15 protein-coding genes and 2 tRNA genes are annotated in these 16,414 nt (G+C 59.4%); 11 read left to right on the top strand and 6 right to left on the bottom strand.

The annotated features are described in order from the left end of the window. A tRNA-Ile gene (locus HMPREF1206_RS09440) sits at positions 1 to 74 on the bottom strand. 257 nt (positions 75 to 331) lie between these two features. On the opposite strand from HMPREF1206_RS09440, the gene HMPREF1206_RS09435 reads away from it, so the two are divergent. From HMPREF1206_RS09435 to HMPREF1206_RS09420, 4 genes are all read left to right on the top strand, one after another. Beyond that, the gene (locus tag HMPREF1206_RS09435) at positions 332 to 1,975 is read left to right on the top strand and encodes a DHA2 family efflux MFS transporter permease subunit (protein ID WP_016423085.1); all 1,644 of its coding nucleotides are present in this window, start codon (positions 332 to 334) and stop codon (positions 1,973 to 1,975) included. Between the two features lie 317 nt (positions 1,976 to 2,292). Next, positions 2,293 to 3,675, top strand: a complete 1,383-nt coding sequence (locus HMPREF1206_RS09430) for a dicarboxylate/amino acid:cation symporter (RefSeq protein WP_016423084.1) — start codon at positions 2,293 to 2,295, stop codon at positions 3,673 to 3,675. A 10-nt stretch (positions 3,676 to 3,685) separates the two neighbouring features. Then, positions 3,686 to 4,540 (top strand): serine hydrolase, encoded by an 855-nt coding sequence (locus HMPREF1206_RS09425; RefSeq protein WP_042388800.1) that lies wholly within the window; start codon positions 3,686 to 3,688, stop codon positions 4,538 to 4,540. Positions 4,541 to 4,807: 267 nt separating this feature from the next. Beyond that, positions 4,808 to 5,431: a DUF3145 family protein gene (locus HMPREF1206_RS09420; RefSeq protein ID WP_016423082.1), complete on the top strand. Its 624-nt coding sequence runs from the start codon at positions 4,808 to 4,810 to the stop codon at positions 5,429 to 5,431. Here HMPREF1206_RS09420 and HMPREF1206_RS10820 read toward each other — a convergent pair. Both HMPREF1206_RS10820 and aceE read right to left on the bottom strand, forming a co-directional pair. Then, a complete protein-coding gene (locus HMPREF1206_RS10820) occupies positions 5,407 to 5,772 on the bottom strand; it encodes an acyl carrier protein (RefSeq protein ID WP_016423081.1) in 366 nt (121 codons plus the stop codon). The genes HMPREF1206_RS09420 and HMPREF1206_RS10820 overlap by 25 nt on opposite strands. Then, positions 5,772 to 8,528, bottom strand: a complete 2,757-nt coding sequence (gene aceE, locus HMPREF1206_RS09410; protein WP_016423080.1) for a pyruvate dehydrogenase (acetyl-transferring), homodimeric type — start codon at positions 8,526 to 8,528, stop codon at positions 5,772 to 5,774. Before aceE ends, HMPREF1206_RS10820 begins: the two co-directional genes overlap by 1 nt. Before the next feature lie 264 nt (positions 8,529 to 8,792). Between aceE and HMPREF1206_RS09405 the strand changes: the two genes are divergently transcribed. From HMPREF1206_RS09405 to HMPREF1206_RS09390, 4 genes are all read left to right on the top strand, one after another. Next, complete coding sequence (locus HMPREF1206_RS09405) at positions 8,793 to 9,203, top strand: DUF3052 domain-containing protein (RefSeq protein ID WP_005511050.1); 411 nt, start codon at positions 8,793 to 8,795, stop codon at positions 9,201 to 9,203. Between the two features lie 123 nt (positions 9,204 to 9,326). Then, positions 9,327 to 9,398 (top strand) — tRNA-Val (locus HMPREF1206_RS09400). Between the two features lie 72 nt (positions 9,399 to 9,470). Further along, on the top strand, positions 9,471 to 10,076 hold the full coding sequence (locus HMPREF1206_RS09395; RefSeq protein WP_147580944.1) for a hypothetical protein: 606 nt from the start codon (positions 9,471 to 9,473) through the stop codon (positions 10,074 to 10,076). A 49-nt stretch (positions 10,077 to 10,125) separates the two neighbouring features. Continuing rightward, positions 10,126 to 11,037, top strand: coding sequence for a cobalamin biosynthesis protein (locus HMPREF1206_RS09390; protein ID WP_081636732.1), 912 nt, complete (start codon positions 10,126 to 10,128; stop codon positions 11,035 to 11,037). Here the strand turns inward: HMPREF1206_RS09390 and HMPREF1206_RS09385 are convergent. Beyond that, on the bottom strand, positions 11,034 to 12,020 hold the full coding sequence (locus tag HMPREF1206_RS09385; protein ID WP_016423077.1) for an SURF1 family protein: 987 nt from the start codon (positions 12,018 to 12,020) through the stop codon (positions 11,034 to 11,036). The genes HMPREF1206_RS09390 and HMPREF1206_RS09385 overlap by 4 nt on opposite strands. A gap of 136 nt (positions 12,021 to 12,156) precedes the next feature. Between HMPREF1206_RS09385 and HMPREF1206_RS09380 the strand changes: the two genes are divergently transcribed. Continuing rightward, the gene (locus HMPREF1206_RS09380) at positions 12,157 to 12,738 is read left to right on the top strand and encodes a GtrA family protein (protein WP_042388795.1); all 582 of its coding nucleotides are present in this window, start codon (positions 12,157 to 12,159) and stop codon (positions 12,736 to 12,738) included. Here the strand turns inward: HMPREF1206_RS09380 and HMPREF1206_RS09375 are convergent. Together HMPREF1206_RS09375 and HMPREF1206_RS09370 are read right to left on the bottom strand one after the other, a co-directional pair. After that, a complete protein-coding gene (locus HMPREF1206_RS09375; RefSeq protein ID WP_369707166.1) occupies positions 12,735 to 13,238 on the bottom strand; it encodes a low molecular weight protein-tyrosine-phosphatase in 504 nt (167 codons plus the stop codon). The two genes, HMPREF1206_RS09380 and HMPREF1206_RS09375, sit on opposite strands and share 4 nt — an antisense overlap. Positions 13,239 to 13,306: 68 nt before the next feature. Beyond that, positions 13,307 to 13,987 carry an HAD hydrolase-like protein gene (locus HMPREF1206_RS09370; protein ID WP_016423074.1) on the bottom strand — a complete coding sequence of 227 codons (681 nt, stop codon included), beginning with the start codon at positions 13,985 to 13,987 and terminating at the stop codon, positions 13,307 to 13,309. A 35-nt stretch (positions 13,988 to 14,022) separates the two neighbouring features. On the opposite strand from HMPREF1206_RS09370, the gene cobC reads away from it, so the two are divergent. Together cobC and HMPREF1206_RS09360 are read left to right on the top strand one after the other, a co-directional pair. Next, positions 14,023 to 15,156 carry an Rv2231c family pyridoxal phosphate-dependent protein CobC gene (gene cobC / locus HMPREF1206_RS09365; RefSeq protein ID WP_016423073.1) on the top strand — a complete coding sequence of 378 codons (1,134 nt, stop codon included), beginning with the start codon at positions 14,023 to 14,025 and terminating at the stop codon, positions 15,154 to 15,156. Between the two features lie 69 nt (positions 15,157 to 15,225). Further along, positions 15,226 to 16,413 (top strand): Nif3-like dinuclear metal center hexameric protein, encoded by a 1,188-nt coding sequence (locus HMPREF1206_RS09360; RefSeq protein ID WP_016423072.1) that lies wholly within the window; start codon positions 15,226 to 15,228, stop codon positions 16,411 to 16,413. The last annotated feature ends 1 nt before the right edge of the window (position 16,414 follow it).

Below are 16,414 nucleotides of genomic sequence, written 5' to 3'. Positions count from 1 at the left end.
TGCCCCCAGCAGGGCTCGAACCTGCGACAAAAGGATTATGAGTCCTCTGCTCTAACCGACTGAGCTATAGGGGCAAGGATTGGGCACTATGAAGTGACAATTAAGCACTATGAACCAATGTCCAAAACCTCATAGCATCATAGCAATCTGCCACCGTGCGGTGATAAAAGCCCTATACCCAGCGGGTTCGGCTGCGATTGCACAGTTTCAATGAAGCAAAGTATTTCCGTGCCAACGAAGGCAATCCCTGTGCTCAACGAAGCTGATCTTTCCGCAAAGTTACGACTTTCGGTTGATGAATCAGTGCTTGGACACTTCTAGCATTAGTCCTATGAGTACAAAACCTTCCTTGAGCAGCGCCGACGTCTCAGCCGACGCACAAACCGGTGCCACAGCGAAAGCGAAGGGCACCCCCGTCATGGCAATCGCCAACGAGGATCAGATTGCTGAGTTCGGGGCCTCGCCACAGCGGTGGTGGGGGTTGCTCGTGCTCGCGGTTGGCCTCGGCATGATCGTCCTGGATGGAACCATCGTCGGTGTTTCATTGCCGACCATCATTTCGGAGCTGGGCCTTGACATCGTGGGCGCGCAGTGGATTACCACGATCTACTCGGTCGTTTTCGCCGCACTACTCCTGACCTCTGGCCGCGCTGGCGACCGCTTCGGCCGTCGAACGCTTTTCCTCGTCGGTCTGGTCATCTTCACGGTCGGCTCCGTCGTGGCCGCGCTTTCCACCTCATTGGCCCCGTTGGTCATAGCCCGCGTCATTCAAGGCATTGGTGGTGCGTGCATTCTGCCGTCGACATTGTCCAGTGTGAATGCACTATTCCGTGATAAAGATCGTGCCACCGCATTCGGCATCTGGGGTGCGGTCATGTCTGGTGCTGCAGCAGTCGGCCCACTCCTGGGTGGCGTGCTTACGCAGTTTGCTGGTTGGGAAGCTATCTTCTGGGTCAACGTGCCCATCGCCGTCGTGCTTTTCGTCCTTGCGCTGCGTTGGGTGCCGAACACCGCAGGCGATACCAATGGCGCGGGTGGCTTCGATGTCCTTGGCCTGGTGTTGTCTGGAATTGGCTTTGGTGCCGTGGTCTTCGGCATCATTCAAGGCGCCAAGATAGGGTTTGCTTTTCCCTCCGCACCCGTCGTCACGCTCTTGGTTGGTGCGGTGGTGCTTGTCGCTTTCGTGCTGTGGGAAAACAGTCGTCGGAAGAACGCGGATCCTGCGCTGTTGGACGTGTCGATGTTCTCCTACGCCACGTTCAGCTGGGGGAATACCACGGCGATGCTTGTCGCGGTGGGTGAGTTCGCGCTGGTCTTCGTGCTGCCGCTCTACCTGGTGTCGGCGATTGGCTTATCGACGATCGCAACCGGCCTGGTCCTGGCAGCAATGGCTCTCGGTGCGTTCTTCGCAGGTGCCATGGCGCGTCATCTGGCAGCTCGGATTACCCCGGCCGGTGTGGTGATTGTGGGCCTTGGTCTCGAGGTCTTTGGTTCGCTGCAGTTGGCGGCCGAAGAGCGCGTTGACCTGCCGCTGTGGCTGGTTGTGTTTGCATTGATTGTCTACGGTCTGGGTCTTGGCCTGGCATCGGCACAGTTGACCTCGCTGGTGCTTGGCGATATTCCGGTGCGGCTGTCGGGGCAGGCATCGGCAACGCAGTCGACAATTCGGCAGATTGGTTCGGCACTCGGTGCAGCACTCGGTGGCATGGCGCTGACGATTGGGTTGGATCGTGAGATTGCGAAGCTGTCGCCGGGCCTGGAGCAGATGGGGCAGGGGCTGAAGGATTCCGCTGGCTCGATGCTGATTGGTCTGCGTGCGCAGGGTGCTCCCGACGGTGTGTTGGTGCCGCTGACAAATGCGCTTGCACATGCCACGCAGTTTGCGCTGTATTCCGCTGTCGGCGCGTTGACTATTGGCTTCCTCTGCTCGCTGAAGGTACTGCAGTTGCGCAGGCAGGCTGAGAAATCGAATTAGCGATGTGGAATATTCGGGTGAGGGGCCGTGTTGGAAATTGGTGTCACAACATCAATCGTGGCAGTCTTATCGTTTGTCTCTTAACCGGACTTGCTAGATAGAAATGACCAACATGAAAATGCTCACAAAGCGGCGTTGGCTCGATTACGGCCGAATCTCCACTTCCTCCTGTCGCTAAACACTTCGGGGCTTCCGCCTCGCTGCGCCTGTCTCTTCGAGGCTGAGCTCAGCGGCCCCGGACCCCGTCGCGCGCATTTGTCAGACGGCATAAGGCGCGGCACAAGTGTTTTCAGAGAAATAAAACTCCAGGAGGAAAAGTGAATAAATTTAAATGGGCGACCGGCTTCGGTGCCCAAGTTGTCTATGGCCTGATTATTGGTCTCATTTTGGGCTTCATGGCCCGCAGTACTGGCGATGACTCCTCGCTGCGCACAGCGCTCGACGAGGTCGGCAGTACCTACGTCACGCTGTTGAAGCTGCTCATCCCGCCGCTGGTGGTCACCGCGGTCGTGGTGTCGATTGCCAACCTGCGCCAGGTCGCAGGCGCAGCCAAGCTGGCTGTTTCGACACTGATTTGGTTTGCCATTACGTCCTTTGTATCGGTGGTCATCGCCATCGTGCTGGGCTTGGTCATCAAACCGGGCGTTAACTCTGGTGTGGATGCCTCGGCGGCGCAAGAGCCGAGTTCCGTGGGCTCCTGGTGGGGATTCCTGCAGAGCATTGTCCCGCAGAACTTTCTCGGCCTTGGCGTGAAGATCAGCGAATCTGACGGTGCTGTATCCGGATCGCTGAACTTCAACGTCCTGCAGCTGCTGGTCATCGCGATTGTCTTCGGTGTCGCCGCAGTGAAGGTTGGCCCGAAGGCTGAGCCATTCATCGAGTTTTCCGGCTCTCTTTTGACCATCGTGCAGAAGGTGCTGTGGTGGGTCATCCGCCTGGCACCAATTGGTACCGCGGCTCTGATCGGCCACGCTGTCGCTGAGTACGGTTGGGAAGCACTCGGCAGCCTGGGCAAGTTCGCCATTGCCATCTACATTGGTCTGTTCCTGGTCATCGCAGTTGTGTACCCAGTTGTGCTGAAGATTCATGGCATTAGCCCAATCGACTTCTTCCGTCGCGTCTGGCCAGTGACCTCGCTCGGCTTCTTCACCCGTTCGTCTATGGGCGTCATGCCGGTCACTGAGCGCGTTGTTTCCCGTCGTTTGGCAGTACCGGATGAGTACGCCTCCTTCGCCGTGCCGCTGGGCGCCACCACGAAGATGGATGGTTGCGCCGCCATTTACCCGGCTATCGCGGCTATCTTCGTCTCGCAGTTCTACGGTGTGCCGTTGGACTTCACGGACTACCTGCTCATCATCTTCGTCTCCGTCATCGGTTCGGCAGCAACTGCTGGCACCACCGGCGCTACTGTCATGCTGACCCTGACTCTGTCGACCCTTGGCCTGCCACTCGCCGGCGTCGGTCTCCTGCTGGCTGTCGAGCCGATCGTGGATATGGGCCGCACTGCGGTGAACGTCACCGGTCAGGCTGTGGTCCCGTTGGTCGTCGCAAAGCGTGCGGGAATCTGGGACAAGGACGAGTGGGACGCCAGCGCCAACGCCGACCTGTCGCCAGCCGACGAGTCGGACGACGAGTCTGCAGACGCGCCTGCTGAGAAGTCCGAGTCCGCCGAAAAGTCCGAGTCCGCCACGCTTGCGTAGTCTTGAGAACATGACTTCTTGGAAGCCCTCTGTTCTTGCGCAAGTTGATCAGTGGCCAGTTGACATGGTCGCGGCTGCCGTGCGTGCCGACGATGGCAGTTGGCACACCCACGGTGATAGCGGTCGCGTGTTTGAGCTCGCCAGCGTGACCAAGTTACTGGCCGCTGTGGGCATGCTTGTGGCCGTCGAAGAGGGCGCGGTGGAGCTCGACCAAGAGCTCACGCCACCCGGTCACGGCGCGACTGTGCGTCACCTTCTGGCGCACGCCGGCGGGGTGGGGTTTGCCAGCCGCGAGCTGGAAAAAGAACCAGGGGAGCGGCGCATTTACTCCTCCGCGGGCTTTGACATCATCGCCGATGCCATCGCTGCGGAGGCAGAGATGCCGTTTAGTGAATACCTGCGCCAGGCCGTGTTTGAGCCGCTGGGGATGGCGGATTCCGTACTGGATGGCTCGGCAGGGCATGGCGCGCGTAGCAGCGTCGCTAATCTCATGGCCTTCGTCGATGAGATCTTCACCCCGACTCTGCTGCATCCCGATACCGTGACCGAAGCGTTGACCGTGCAGTTCCCGGGCCTGAATGGTGTCGTGCCGGGCTATGGTATGCAACGTCCGGCCGATTGGGGCCTGGGTTTTGAGATTTTCGGACACCCCGATTCCAAGCAGGGGCTGTGGTTTGGTGCTTCGATGCCCAAGGATGTCGCAGGCCACTTCGGGCAGGCGGGCACGTTCCTGTGGCTGCATCGTCCAACCGGACGGGCGGCGATCGCGCTGACCGACCGAGATTTCGGCGAGTGGGCTAAGCCGCTGTGGACGGATTTCAATGATGAACTCTGGCGTGAGCTGGAAGAACACGCTGAAGATTAAGGGGATATGAGCTAAGTCGGCGTCGCTTGCGGCGCCGATTTTTCGTCTCAGCGCTAAATCACATCTGGGGGATTAAGGACAACTTGAGGGTTGCCAGCAGCCGTCTCGGAAATAACAATCATAAACACGTGCAACGCAAACCTCAGAAGTGTTGTTTTACCGCAGTGCTTTTTCTGCAGTGTGGCAAGTGTCGTTGGATGAGTTCGTAGGGGAAGACGAATCTCGTCTTACACCAATTGACCGCAACTTTTCCGAGGACCTTCGTCTATGCGCACCCAACTTTCAGGCGTTCTGTGGATTCACAGCATGCCAGGGCCGCTGCAACCACACATCACGTGGGCGCTGGCCCGGCTCAGCATGCCCGATGGCACTAAGCCAGGCCGGGATATTTGGCGTGCGACCGACCAGGATGCCACTTTGTGCGCCGAGGTGCCTTTCACTGCAAGTGCTGACACCATCGCCACACTGGTGGACAACCTGGCTAGGTGGCCGCGCCTCTATTTCGAGCTGGCGCAAGACCCAGCCGTGGATGATGACGGCTACGCCATCGATGGCATGCGCTACTGTCATACCCCGCAGCTGGGGACTTTTGCCGGACAGACTGATGCCGCCGGAAACATCGTGGTCAACGAGGATGCGCTGCGTTCCATCATGGCGCGCGGCGGCGACATCGAAGGGGCCCTAGACGCGGCCATCGGCGGGCCGTGGGACCGCGTGCTAGAGCCGATGCGCATGATGACGGCAGGCTACGCCCCCGAAGAGTGCTTTACGACGTCCGCCCCTGCCGGACCCGACAGTGCCAGCGGCAACTCGACCGCTGGCAACGCAGACCTCGGTGGGGTAGAGGCAGCTAACGTGCTGCAGCTCTACCCGCGCCGGGCGGCGATGTAGTCAACTACATCGCCAAGGGTCTTAAACGAGGGAATGTCCTCGTCCTCAATGCGGACTCCCAGCCCTTCCTCACAGCGGACGGCCAACTCTACGACGCTCAAGCGGTCAAAGCCGTAGTCGGTCAGCGGAGTGGGGAGCTCTAAGGACTCCACCTCGTCGTTAGCCATCTTTTTGACGATTGCCGCGACCTCGCCGTGAAGACCTGCGGGCAGGTCAGCGTCGGCGGAACCCTTCTTCGAGCCCGCGTTCGCTGCATTGGGTGAGGCATCGTCAGCGTCACCGGCACCGGTGACCTGTGTGCCCAGTAGGGCGCTGAGCTGATCTCCAAGGCTAGAGGTCATTATTCAGCGTCCTGAGTGGTTGCGGTTGGGTCGGTAATCTGCAGCTCTTCGGCTGCTTCCTGGGCGACACTCTTGTCGAGCTTGCCAGCGCGTGCCAGTGCGGCCAGGGCCGCAACAGCGACTGACTCGCCGTCGGAGTTGAAGTAGCGGCGAGCGGCCGGACGGGTATCCGAGAAGCCGTAGCCATCGGTGCCGAGGACGGTGTAGTCACCTGGAACCCACTTGCGAATCTGCTCCGGGACCGCACGCTGGAAGTCAGTCACTGCGATGAATGGCCCATCGGTGTCGGACAGCTGGCGGGTTACGAAGGCGTCTTCGACCTCTTCAGCCGGGTTGTGCAGACGCTCAGTGTCACGCTCGTGTCCATCGCGAGCCAGCTCATTCCACGAGGTCACCGAGTAAATCGAGGAAGCCACGCCGTAGTCTTCCAGGATGTCTGCGGCACGCAGCGCCTCCTGCATGCCAATGCCGGAAGCCAGCAGGTTGACATGCTTGTCGCCCTCGGCCTTGCGGAAGCGGTAGATACCGCCAAGCAGCCCCTCGACATCGAGATCTTCTGGGACAGCCGGCTGCGAAGTCGGCTCATTGTAGATAGTCAGGTAGTAAATGACATCTTCGCCGCGCTCCGGGCCGTACATGCGGTCAATGCCATCGCAGACGATGTAGGCAATCTCGTAGGCGAATGCCGGGTCGAAGGAGACCACCGACGGGTTCGTAGCCGCCAGCAACTGGGAGTGACCGTCCATGTGCTGCAGGCCTTCACCTGTCAGCGTCGTGCGGCCAGCTGTCGCCCCGAGCAGGAAGCCGCGGGACATTTGGTCACCAGCGGCCCAAATGGAGTCAGCCGTGCGCTGGAAACCGAACATCGAGTAGAAGATGTAGAGCGGAATCATGGCCACGCCATGGGTGGCGTACGCCGAGCCGACAGCGGTAAACGACCCCACAGAGCCCGCCTCGGAAATGCCCTCGTGCAGAATCTGACCGTCCTTCGCTTCCTTGTAGGACAGCATCAGTTCATGGTCGACCGGAGTGTAGTTCTGGCCGTGCGGGTTGTAAATCTTCAGCGTCGGGAACCAGGAGTCCATGCCGAAGGTGCGGGCCTCATCAGGGATGATAGGCACGAAGCGGTCCTTGAGATCCTTATCGCGCATCAGGTCCCTGAAAACACGCACCGTCGCCATAGTGGTGGCAACCTTTTGCTTACCTGATCCCTTGAGGAGGTTTTTCAGGGTTTCCGGCTTTGGCGTTGTCAGTGGTTCGTAGCTAGTGCGACGCTCCGGCACGAAACCGCCGAGTTCCTTGCGGCGCTCCAGCATGTACTGCACTTCCTCGGACTCTGGGCCCGGGTTGTAGTACGGCGGCAGGTAGGGATCCTTCTCCAGCTCCTCGTCGGAGATCGGAATGCGCTGGTTATCGCGGAAAAGCTTCAGATCATCGAGCGTCAGCTTCTTCATCTGGTGGGTCGCGTTGCGGCCCTCGAAGTTATGGCCGAGGCCATAGCCCTTAACCGTGTGCGCCAGAATGACGGTCGGCTGATCCTTGGTCTCCAAGGCTTTCTTGTAGGCAGCGTAAATCTTGCGGTAGTCGTGGCCACCGCGACGGAGGTTCCAAATCTCCTCGTCGGTCATGTCCTCGACCAGCTTGGCAGTGCGCGGGTCACGGCCGAAGAAGTGCTCGCGCACCCAAGCGCCGTTGTTAGCCTTCAGCGTCTGGTAGTCGCCATCGCAGAACTTATTCATCAGGTCGACTAGTGCGCCGTCCTTGTCCTTAGCGAAGAGCTCGTCCCACTCGCGGCCCCAAACGACCTTGATGACATTCCAACCAGCGCCGCGGAAGAACGACTCCAGCTCCTGGATGATGCTGGTGTTGCCGCGCACCGGACCGTCGAGGCGTTGCAGGTTACAGTTAATGACGAATGTCAGGTTATCCAGGTTGTTCAGCGCCGCATGCTGAATGGCGCCACGAGATTCCGGCTCATCCATTTCGCCGTCACCGAGGAAGGCCCAAACGTGCTGCTGGGAGGTGTCCTTGATGCCGCGGTCATGCAGGTAGCGGTTGAAGCGTGCCTGGTAGATGGCATTGAGCGGACCAAGGCCCATGGACACCGTCGGGAACTCCCAGAATTCTGGCATGCCATGCGGGTGCGGGTAGGAGGGAAGGCCATTGCCCTCGCCGAGGGAGACTTCCTGACGGAAACCGTCGAGGTCCTCTTCGGTCAGACGCCCCTCTAGGAATGCGCGGGCGTACATACCCGGCGAAGCGTGGCCCTGGAAGAAGACGTGGTCACCGCCGCCTGGGTGGTCTTTGCCGCGGAAGAAGTGGTTAAAGCCGACCTCGTAAAGCGGTGCGGCGCCCGCATAGGTAGAGATATGTCCGCCCACGCCGATACCCGGACGCTGTGCGCGATGGACCATAATTGCCGCATTCCAGCGAATCCACTTGCGGTAGCGGCGCTCAATGTCCTCATCGCCTGGGAATTCTGGCTCCATCTCAGTTGGGATGGTGTTGACGAGGTCTGTCGAGGTCAGCGGCGGTAGAGCCACGCGCTTTGCCGTGGCACGTTCCAGCAGGCGCAGCATGAGGAAACGTGCGCGCTCCGGACCTGCCTCTTCTAACAGTCCGTCGAGAGACTCAAGCCACTCCTTGGTCTCTTCAGGATCTGCATCCGTGAGATAGGAGGCGACCCCATCACGGATAAGGGCAAAGTTTGACTCATCAGAGTGGGCTTGTGGCGTACCCGACGAGGTATCGGACATTGTGAGCTCCTTTCAGTCCCTGAAGGAAAGGCAAAGGTTATTTTTCTCCACTCTACGTCTGAATCGTTTGTTGTGCCCCTAGCCGTTTCTTGCACACGCTTTCACCGAACAATCCGCTCCGCTTTACGACGAACATTGCGAAAACTGCACCTTTTTGGGGAAATTCTTATTTTGCAGCTGTGAAAAATGTATTTGAGCGGTAAAATTTCCCCACATAGCTCGAAAAATCGAGCTGGATATTTTTTCTAGAGGAGGAAAAGGGAAGTGGTCAACGCCACAGGCGCTGCTCATGAATATGCGAGCAGGCTCGGCATCAAGGAAGGTCAGCTAGTCCAGGAGGTTGGCTGGGATACGGACTGTGACTCAGCAATCAGTGAGTCGGTCGAGAATTTCCTGGATGCAGACCTGCTCGACGAAGACACGGATGAGGTTGTCGACGTCGTATTGCTGTGGTGGCGTGAAGAAGACGGCGACTTGGTCGATGGTCTTGTGGATGCTTCCCGCCCTTTGGAGGATGAAGGCCGCGTTTGGTTGCTCACGCCGGGTGCTGGTCAGCCGGGTGCCATTGATCCTGGCGTGATTGACGAGTCCGCACAGCTGGCTGGTTTCTCCAACACCTCGGCGCTTCGTCTGGGGGATTGGCAAGGCAATTGCCTGGTGCAGCGCTCTAGCTAGCCGGCGTTAACTGCCCCGTTTGAATCGGCTACTAGCCGAGCTATTGAAATAATCTGCATAAACGCTGTGTGTAGTGCGCAATTGGCAATCTATGTTTGCCGTGTGTTAAAGTTTCGCAGCAGCGCGGCGATAGCTCAGCGGTAGAGCTCTGGTTTTACACACCAGCGGTCGGGGGTTCGAAACCCTCTCGCCGCACAGACATAATCCGCCCGGATTCTTGTAATGGAGAATCCGGGCGGATTTTTGTTTGTGCTAAACTCCCGGTCTGTGCGTTTTACAAAATCGCTTGCCACCATTGTTTTTGTCGGATCTCTACTTGCGGGCCCACAGGCCTACGCAATTGGAGGAGACGGTAAACCAGTAATCGACGCTGCCACCTGTAAGGCAATGGTCAAAGCCGCAAATGCAGGCGAGCCGGTGGAGGATCCATCGATTCTCCATCTCTCCGACAAGATGCCTTCCTACCTTGCCGACGGCACCCTGGACTACGTTGTTGCTCCAGACTTTCCGTACCGCGCGCAGCTGGACGCTGCTGCCCAAGAGTGGAATGAAAAGCTCGGTGGCAAGGTCGTGCTCCGGGAAGTGACCAAAGACAAAGCTGATTCGGATACCGTGAGCGTTCGCTACGTGCCTAAGCCGAACTCGCACGTTTTGGCTTCTGCATCGGAAATTAGTAAAGAAATGACGGTTTTCGTTACTTCCACACTCTATCCTGATGCAATTCGCAGCACGCTTGCACACGAGTTTGGGCACCTACTCGGTATCCGGCACACCTGTGATTACACCTTGATGGCTGCATCTTCGCACCGTCATCCGGCAGCACATGTCACTCCGCTCGATGTCGTAGCCGTTCTGCAGGGACAGTTCGATTAAATTGCGTATAAAAGCCAGAAACCGACATCTCTGGCGGCGCGGTGCGGCTATCGCTGTGGGGTATGCACTTGACCGCATCTTCGCAGATCCCACCAATCACCATCCGGTGGCCCTCTACGGGCAGGCTGTCAGTAAGCTTGAGCGCCGAATCTACGCCGACTCCAAAGGGTGCGGGATAGCTTTCACCACCATCGCAGTGGCCACACCGGTAGCGTTTACAGCCGCAATCAGCACAGTCGCTCCGAGCCTCACGCTGGCTGCTGTCACGTGGGCGTCGCTTGGCGGCACCACTCTTCGCCGCACTGGTGAACGCATGGCTGACCGACTCACCTCCGGTGACATCGATGCCGCTCGTGCGCTAGTGCCGTGGCTGTGCTCGCGTGATCCGAAAGCTCTCGACGCTGATGGCATCGCCCGAGCCACCGTCGAATCGCTCGCCGAGAATACCTCCGACGCCGTCACCGGCACTCTCATGTGGGGTGCCATTGCAGGAGCTCCTGGTGTGGTCGCTCATCGAGCGGCCAATACCCTCGACGCGATGGTGGGGTACCGCAACGCTCGCTATCGCCAGTTCGGGTGGGCAAGTGCACGGCTTGACGACATCGCCGGGTTCCTCCCCGCGAGACTTACAGCTATCGCAACTGTGGTTGCAGGTCCGGACCGTCGTCAAGCATTGGCAGCGTGGCGACGAGACGCCAGCAACCACCCAAGTCCGAACGCAGGCGTCGTGGAGGCGAGCGCTGCAGGCGCGCTGGGGCTGCAGCTGGGCGGCGCGACGGTGTATCCCAGTGGAGTGGAGATGCGCCCGATGCTTGGCGGTGGTCGGAGACCTGCGGTGGCAGATGTTCGGCGTGCGGCTGAGCTGAGCAAGCGAGTACAAAATATTGTTGCGCTCAGCTGCGCCGGAGCAGCAGTAATCGCCGGATGTATGCGGCGCGTGAAAGCGCGAGCTGAGAGTTAGAAACGCTCGTCGTATCGGTTGTCGCGGTAACCTGCGGCGCGATGGCCAGTGTTGCCGTAGCGTTGCGCCATGCGCTGGCGGTGCAGCTCGGCGGCGCGATCCTCTTCGGACTTAGCCTGCGGAGGAGTGGGAGTGGTGGCATCGTCCGATTCGGGTGTTGCGTCCTCGGAGTCATCAGCGTCATCTACTGGTTCCGCGGCTTCGGCATCGCGGAGGTTCTTGGCCATCTCCTCTTGCTCCGCGCGGTCTCGTTTGCGCTCGACGATTTCAGCGCGAATGAACCAGACGACGGCAAGCGGCACGAGAGCGCCGAAGAAGATCCACTGAATGCCGTAGGAGAGGTAGGGGCCGGACTCCAGGGTGGGCAGCGGAATGGCCTCGATGACGGCATCGGATTTGTCCGAGAGTTGAAGCCAATCGGGGTTGAGTTCGGTGTCGACTAGCTCGGACACTTCCTTGGTGTTGATTCCGTAGACCTGCGGCGGGGTGCCGGGGATTGGGGCGGTCTCGGCGGGAATCTCGTTTCGGCGGGTAAAGGCCGAGATAGTCAAGGTGCCCTTCGGGGCTGCCTCAACATTGGGGGTGCTGGAGTCTGTCGGGCGTACAAAGCCGCGGTTGACCAGGTAGTTTTCGCCATTGTTCGCGACGAAGACATCGAGTACCTGGACGGCGGGGGCTCCATTGGCCGGGCGGTTACGCAATAGCACGCGGGTATCCGGCAGGAAGGACCCGGTGGCGGTAACGCGACGCCATTCGTTGCCCTCGACGAATCCTTTGCCCTTGGGCATTAGCTCATTGACGTCTACGGGGTCGAGCTCGAATGAGTGCTCAAGCTGCTGATTGCGATGCTGCGTCGCGGTGTTCTTACCCAACTGCCACGGAGCCAGAACAGTAAATGCGAGATAGGAAAACGCAATGGCGACAATGGCAGTGAGAACCCATCCAGGGGTCAGAAACTGGCGCACATTCTTAAACACATTCATTGAGCTTACCCGGTGGTGTGGATGGCACTAGCGCGGCTGGTGGTTGGCGGTGCGGAGATTGAGTGAACTTCGGGTAAAGTTGTTTGAGCGTATTTGACGGGGAATCTACCCGGGGATAGATGGAAAGAGAGGTGTCGTGGTGGGCACGCAAACAGCGAAATCTTCGCCTTCACGCCGCTTCAGCACAGTCTCGCGCCAGTTCATCAAGTTCGGTCTGGTCGGCGGCACAGGTGTGGTTGTCAACCTGATTGTCGTGATTATTGCCCGCAAGTTGGGTCTCAGTCTGGGCACCAATGAGCACGACGTGTTTATGAACTTGTTCGGAACGCGGTGGAATATCCGTTACTCCCACGTCTATGCAACTCTGGCGTTTGTCGTGGCTAATATCTGGAACTTCCAGCTCAACCGGTCCTGGACTTTCCGAACTGACAATCGCCCGAATTGGTTTAGGCAGTTCTTCCCGTTTTTATTTGCAGGTATCTCAGCGCTGATTGTGAACCTGGTTGTCATCACTCTGCTGACTAACCCCACCTCGCCACTGGCACTGCCGGTAGACATTTTCGACGACTCCACCGGCTTTAGAAACCGCCTCTACTGGGCAAACCTTATCGGCGTTATTTTGGGCACGCCCGCTAACTTCATCTTGAATAAGATTTGGGCGTTTCGAAACCGGGGCAATGCCAGCAAAACAAAAGAAAAGGTTGTTTTGAAACCTTAGCGCTCAGAGGCCAGCGCCAGAGTCTCACGCAACCATGCGATGATTCCCGGCGTCGCGGCCTCAATTTCGTTTCGAGTGCGGACGAATCCCTCCGGGCCTCCGTAGTAAGGATCGGCCACGACGGCCCCCTTCGGGGATGCCGGGTCGAAGGAACGCATCAGGCGAATCTTCTCTTTTGGCACGCCAGCGTGGAGTAGACCATTGATGTGCGATTCATCCATGGCGATGAAAAGCGTTGCATCCATGTGCTCATCGCCCAGCTGTGCCGCGGTGTGGTTCGGATCGTAGCCAGCATTTTCCAGCTCGGCTTGTGCTCGCTCGTCGGCGGGTTCGCCGACATGCCAGCCGCCGATTCCGCAGGAGGCGAGCAGGACATCGTCGGCAAGCGCATTGGCTTCAACCGCGTCACGGACGATGATTTCAGCCATGGGGGAGCGGCAGATATTTCCGGAGCAGACAAACACGACGTACACGGACTCAGTACGATGCGACGAGTTCATAAGCATAATAGGCAAAACCAAACTTCTCGGAAAATAAAAATAGGATTGTCACTAATCGTTGACGAGTCTTAAAGATACAACATTTCCCGCACAACACGATTCAGGTCCTCAGGCGAGGACGCCAAAGCCGCTGCCGATGCCCACTCAGATTCTGAGCCGTAGCCCCATTTAACAGCGATGGCGGGGATACCGAACTGTGCGGCGCCCTCAAAATCATGGATGCGATCGCCGACCATTACGACCGAACCACGCGGGCGCACTGCTTCATCGGTTTCAATGCCTAACTCCTTGAGCGTGTACTCAATGACCTCAGTCTTTGTCTGTCGTGAGCCGTCGTCGCTGGCGGCGCCGATGAAGTCAAAGGCGTCGAGAATCCCGAAATTGTCCAAGGTTTTACGGGCGAAGTACTCGCCCTTGGAAGTCGCAGTGGCTAGTTGGACGCCTGCTGCCCGCCAATCGCGTAGGAGCTCCGGCCAGCCGGGGAACATCTCGGCACGCTGCCAAGCACCGGCGTGTTGATGCTCCATGTACACAGCGAAGGCTCGGTCGACCTGTTCGTCGGAAAGTCCGAGGGATGCGAGTGTCTCCACCATTGGCGGGCCGGGGATCGTGTTGATAAAGCTCTCGGGCGGAAGTGGGTGGTCAATTGCCTTCAATGCAAGGCGGAACCCATGTGCGATTGCGGGGAGAGAATCGGCGATGGTGCCGTCGACATCAATAAGGACAGTGGGGCGATGGCCAGTGGACATATTGTTCATCCTAAAAGGTCATTAGGCTGGATGGCATGTTAGACGACCCGCTGCGCTATCACGGCGATCAGGCCGCCCATGGCGCTGACCTGGACTTTGCCGTCAATGTTCACGGCACCACACCGCAGTGGCTGCAGGACTCGCTGGCCACGTCCCTCGGAGAACTTGCCGCGTATCCGTCTGCGCAGCTCGATGCCGACGTCCGCGCTGCCATTGCCACCAACCACAATCGCAGCGCCGACGAGGTACTGCTTCTCCACGGCGTCGCCGAGGGCTTTTCGCTCTTGCCGCACCTGGGCTTGCCCGCCACCATCGTCCAGCCGCAGTTCACCGAACCTGAAGCCGCGTTCCGCGCCGCGGGAGTCGGGGTGGATTCGCTGGTACTACCGTCGCCGTACACGCTCACGCCTACGCTTGCCGACGTCCACGAGAACGCCTCCTCCCCGCATTCCCAGCAGCTTGACGGTCGGATGGTCATCATCGGCAATCCGACTAACCCCACCGGTGTTGCTCATTCAGCGGATGACCTGCGGGGGCTCGCCAGCCGTTGTGGGATCTTGGTCGTGGATGAGGCATTTATGGACGTCGCCGATGGTGAGATTATTCGGCGGTGCTCGCTAGCTGATTGCAGGCCGGGGGAAGCGAACAGTATCCCCGATAATGTCATCGTTTTCCGCAGCATGACTAAGACCTGGGCAATCGCAGGCCTGCGCTGTGGTTACGCACTGGGAACCCCTGAGCTCCTGGCGAAGTTGGGGCGACTGCGTCCGCACTGGCCACTGGGCACGCTGCAACTTACCGCTATGGCGGCAATCGCGTGTCGCGAGGCAGAGCTGTTGCCACAAATCCGCGCTGAGATTGGTCAGCAGCGCGAGGCTATGACACAGCTGTTAGTAGCCGCCGGCTGGCAGGTGTTGGATTCCAAGGCTCCCTTTGTGCTGGCACGCCCGGGGGTTGCCCTGAGCACGCATGATGGTCCGGGCGCTGCGGCGGTTGACGTCGTCAAGCACGAGCGTCTGAGACAGCGGCTCGCTGCGCGTGGAGTAGCCGTGCGGCGTTGCGACACCTTCGCCGGTTTGGACGGTTCGTGGTGGCGGCTGGCTGTGCGGGACGAGACCAGTGTGCGGCGGCTTATTGCGGAAGTAGCGGATTTGCTGTCGCAGAACTGATGGGTCGGGGCAGAGTTCACTACGCTGGAAGAGAAGCTGGAGAGAAATGCATGTTGAAGGGATGGATGTATGACGGACTCTGCGCAGACCCGTGCCGAGGGCAATAACACTGTGGTGACCGTTGCCGACGTGCGTGCGGCGATGGATGCGGCCTACCCGCCGGCACTGGCGGAGAACTGGGATAAAGTTGGCCTGATTTGCGGTGACCCGCAGGATGAGGTGCGTCGCATCGCGTTGGCGCTGGACTGCACTGACGAGGTTGCAGATCGCGCGATTGCCTCCGGTGCTCAGATGCTTGTTGTGCACCATCCGCTGCTTCTGCGTGGTGTGAATTCCGTGGCGGCGGATACACCGAAGGGTCGGATTATTCATAAGCTGATCCGGGCAGGTGTAGCTCTCTTCGCAGCGCACACCAACGCGGACAGCGCCCGACCGGGTGTCAACGACCAGTTGGCCACGGTGCTCGGAGTTGAACCGGGTGCGCCGCTGGCTCCGCAGCCGGCTCCCGGCTTGGATACCTGGACGGTGAAGGTTCCGGCAGATCACGTCGATAAGGTTGCGCAAGCCATGTTTGAGGCGGGCGCGGGCACTATCGGCGACTACGACAGCTGTGCGTTTCGCATTAACGGCCGCGGCCAGTTCCGCCCGCTGAGCGGGGCGAATCCCTTCATCGGTGCCGAGGGGCAGATTGAGTATGTCGAGGAAGTGCGCCTGGAGATGGTCGCGCCACGGTCCGTGCGCGCGGCGATTGTCAAGGCTCTCGTTGCAGCGCATCCGTATGAGGAGCCGGCCTTCGATATCGTGGACAATCAGGCTACCGGCTTGGATCCGCAGCAGGCTGTGGGCATTGGGCGAGTGGGCACGCTGGATACGCCGATGCCATTTAAAGACTTCGTCGCCCGTGTGGCTGAGCGCCTGCCTGCAACGGCATGGGGCGTGCGTGGCGCAGGCGATCCGGAGCGGATGATTCGCACGGTTGCCGTCGCATCTGGTTCAGGTGACTCTTTCCTGGACACTGTGGCAAAGATGGGCGTCGATGCGTTCGTTACCTCTGACCTGCGGCATCATCCTGTCGATGAGACACTGCGGACCGCGGACTTCTGCGTGGTGGACACGGCTCACTGGGCCAGCGAGTTCCCCTGGTGCTACCAGGCCGCAGACATGCTGGCCGAGAGGCTCGGGGTCGCGACCGAGGTCCTTGAGGTGCGCACCGATCCCTGGACAGTGGCAGAATCGTCGACACAGGCAAGGAAGTGAA

Source organism: Corynebacterium sp. HFH0082 (assembly GCF_000411235.1).
GTDB lineage: Bacteria > Actinomycetota > Actinomycetes > Mycobacteriales > Mycobacteriaceae > Corynebacterium > Corynebacterium jeikeium_D.
This window is presented reverse-complemented; position numbering and strand designations above follow the sequence as displayed.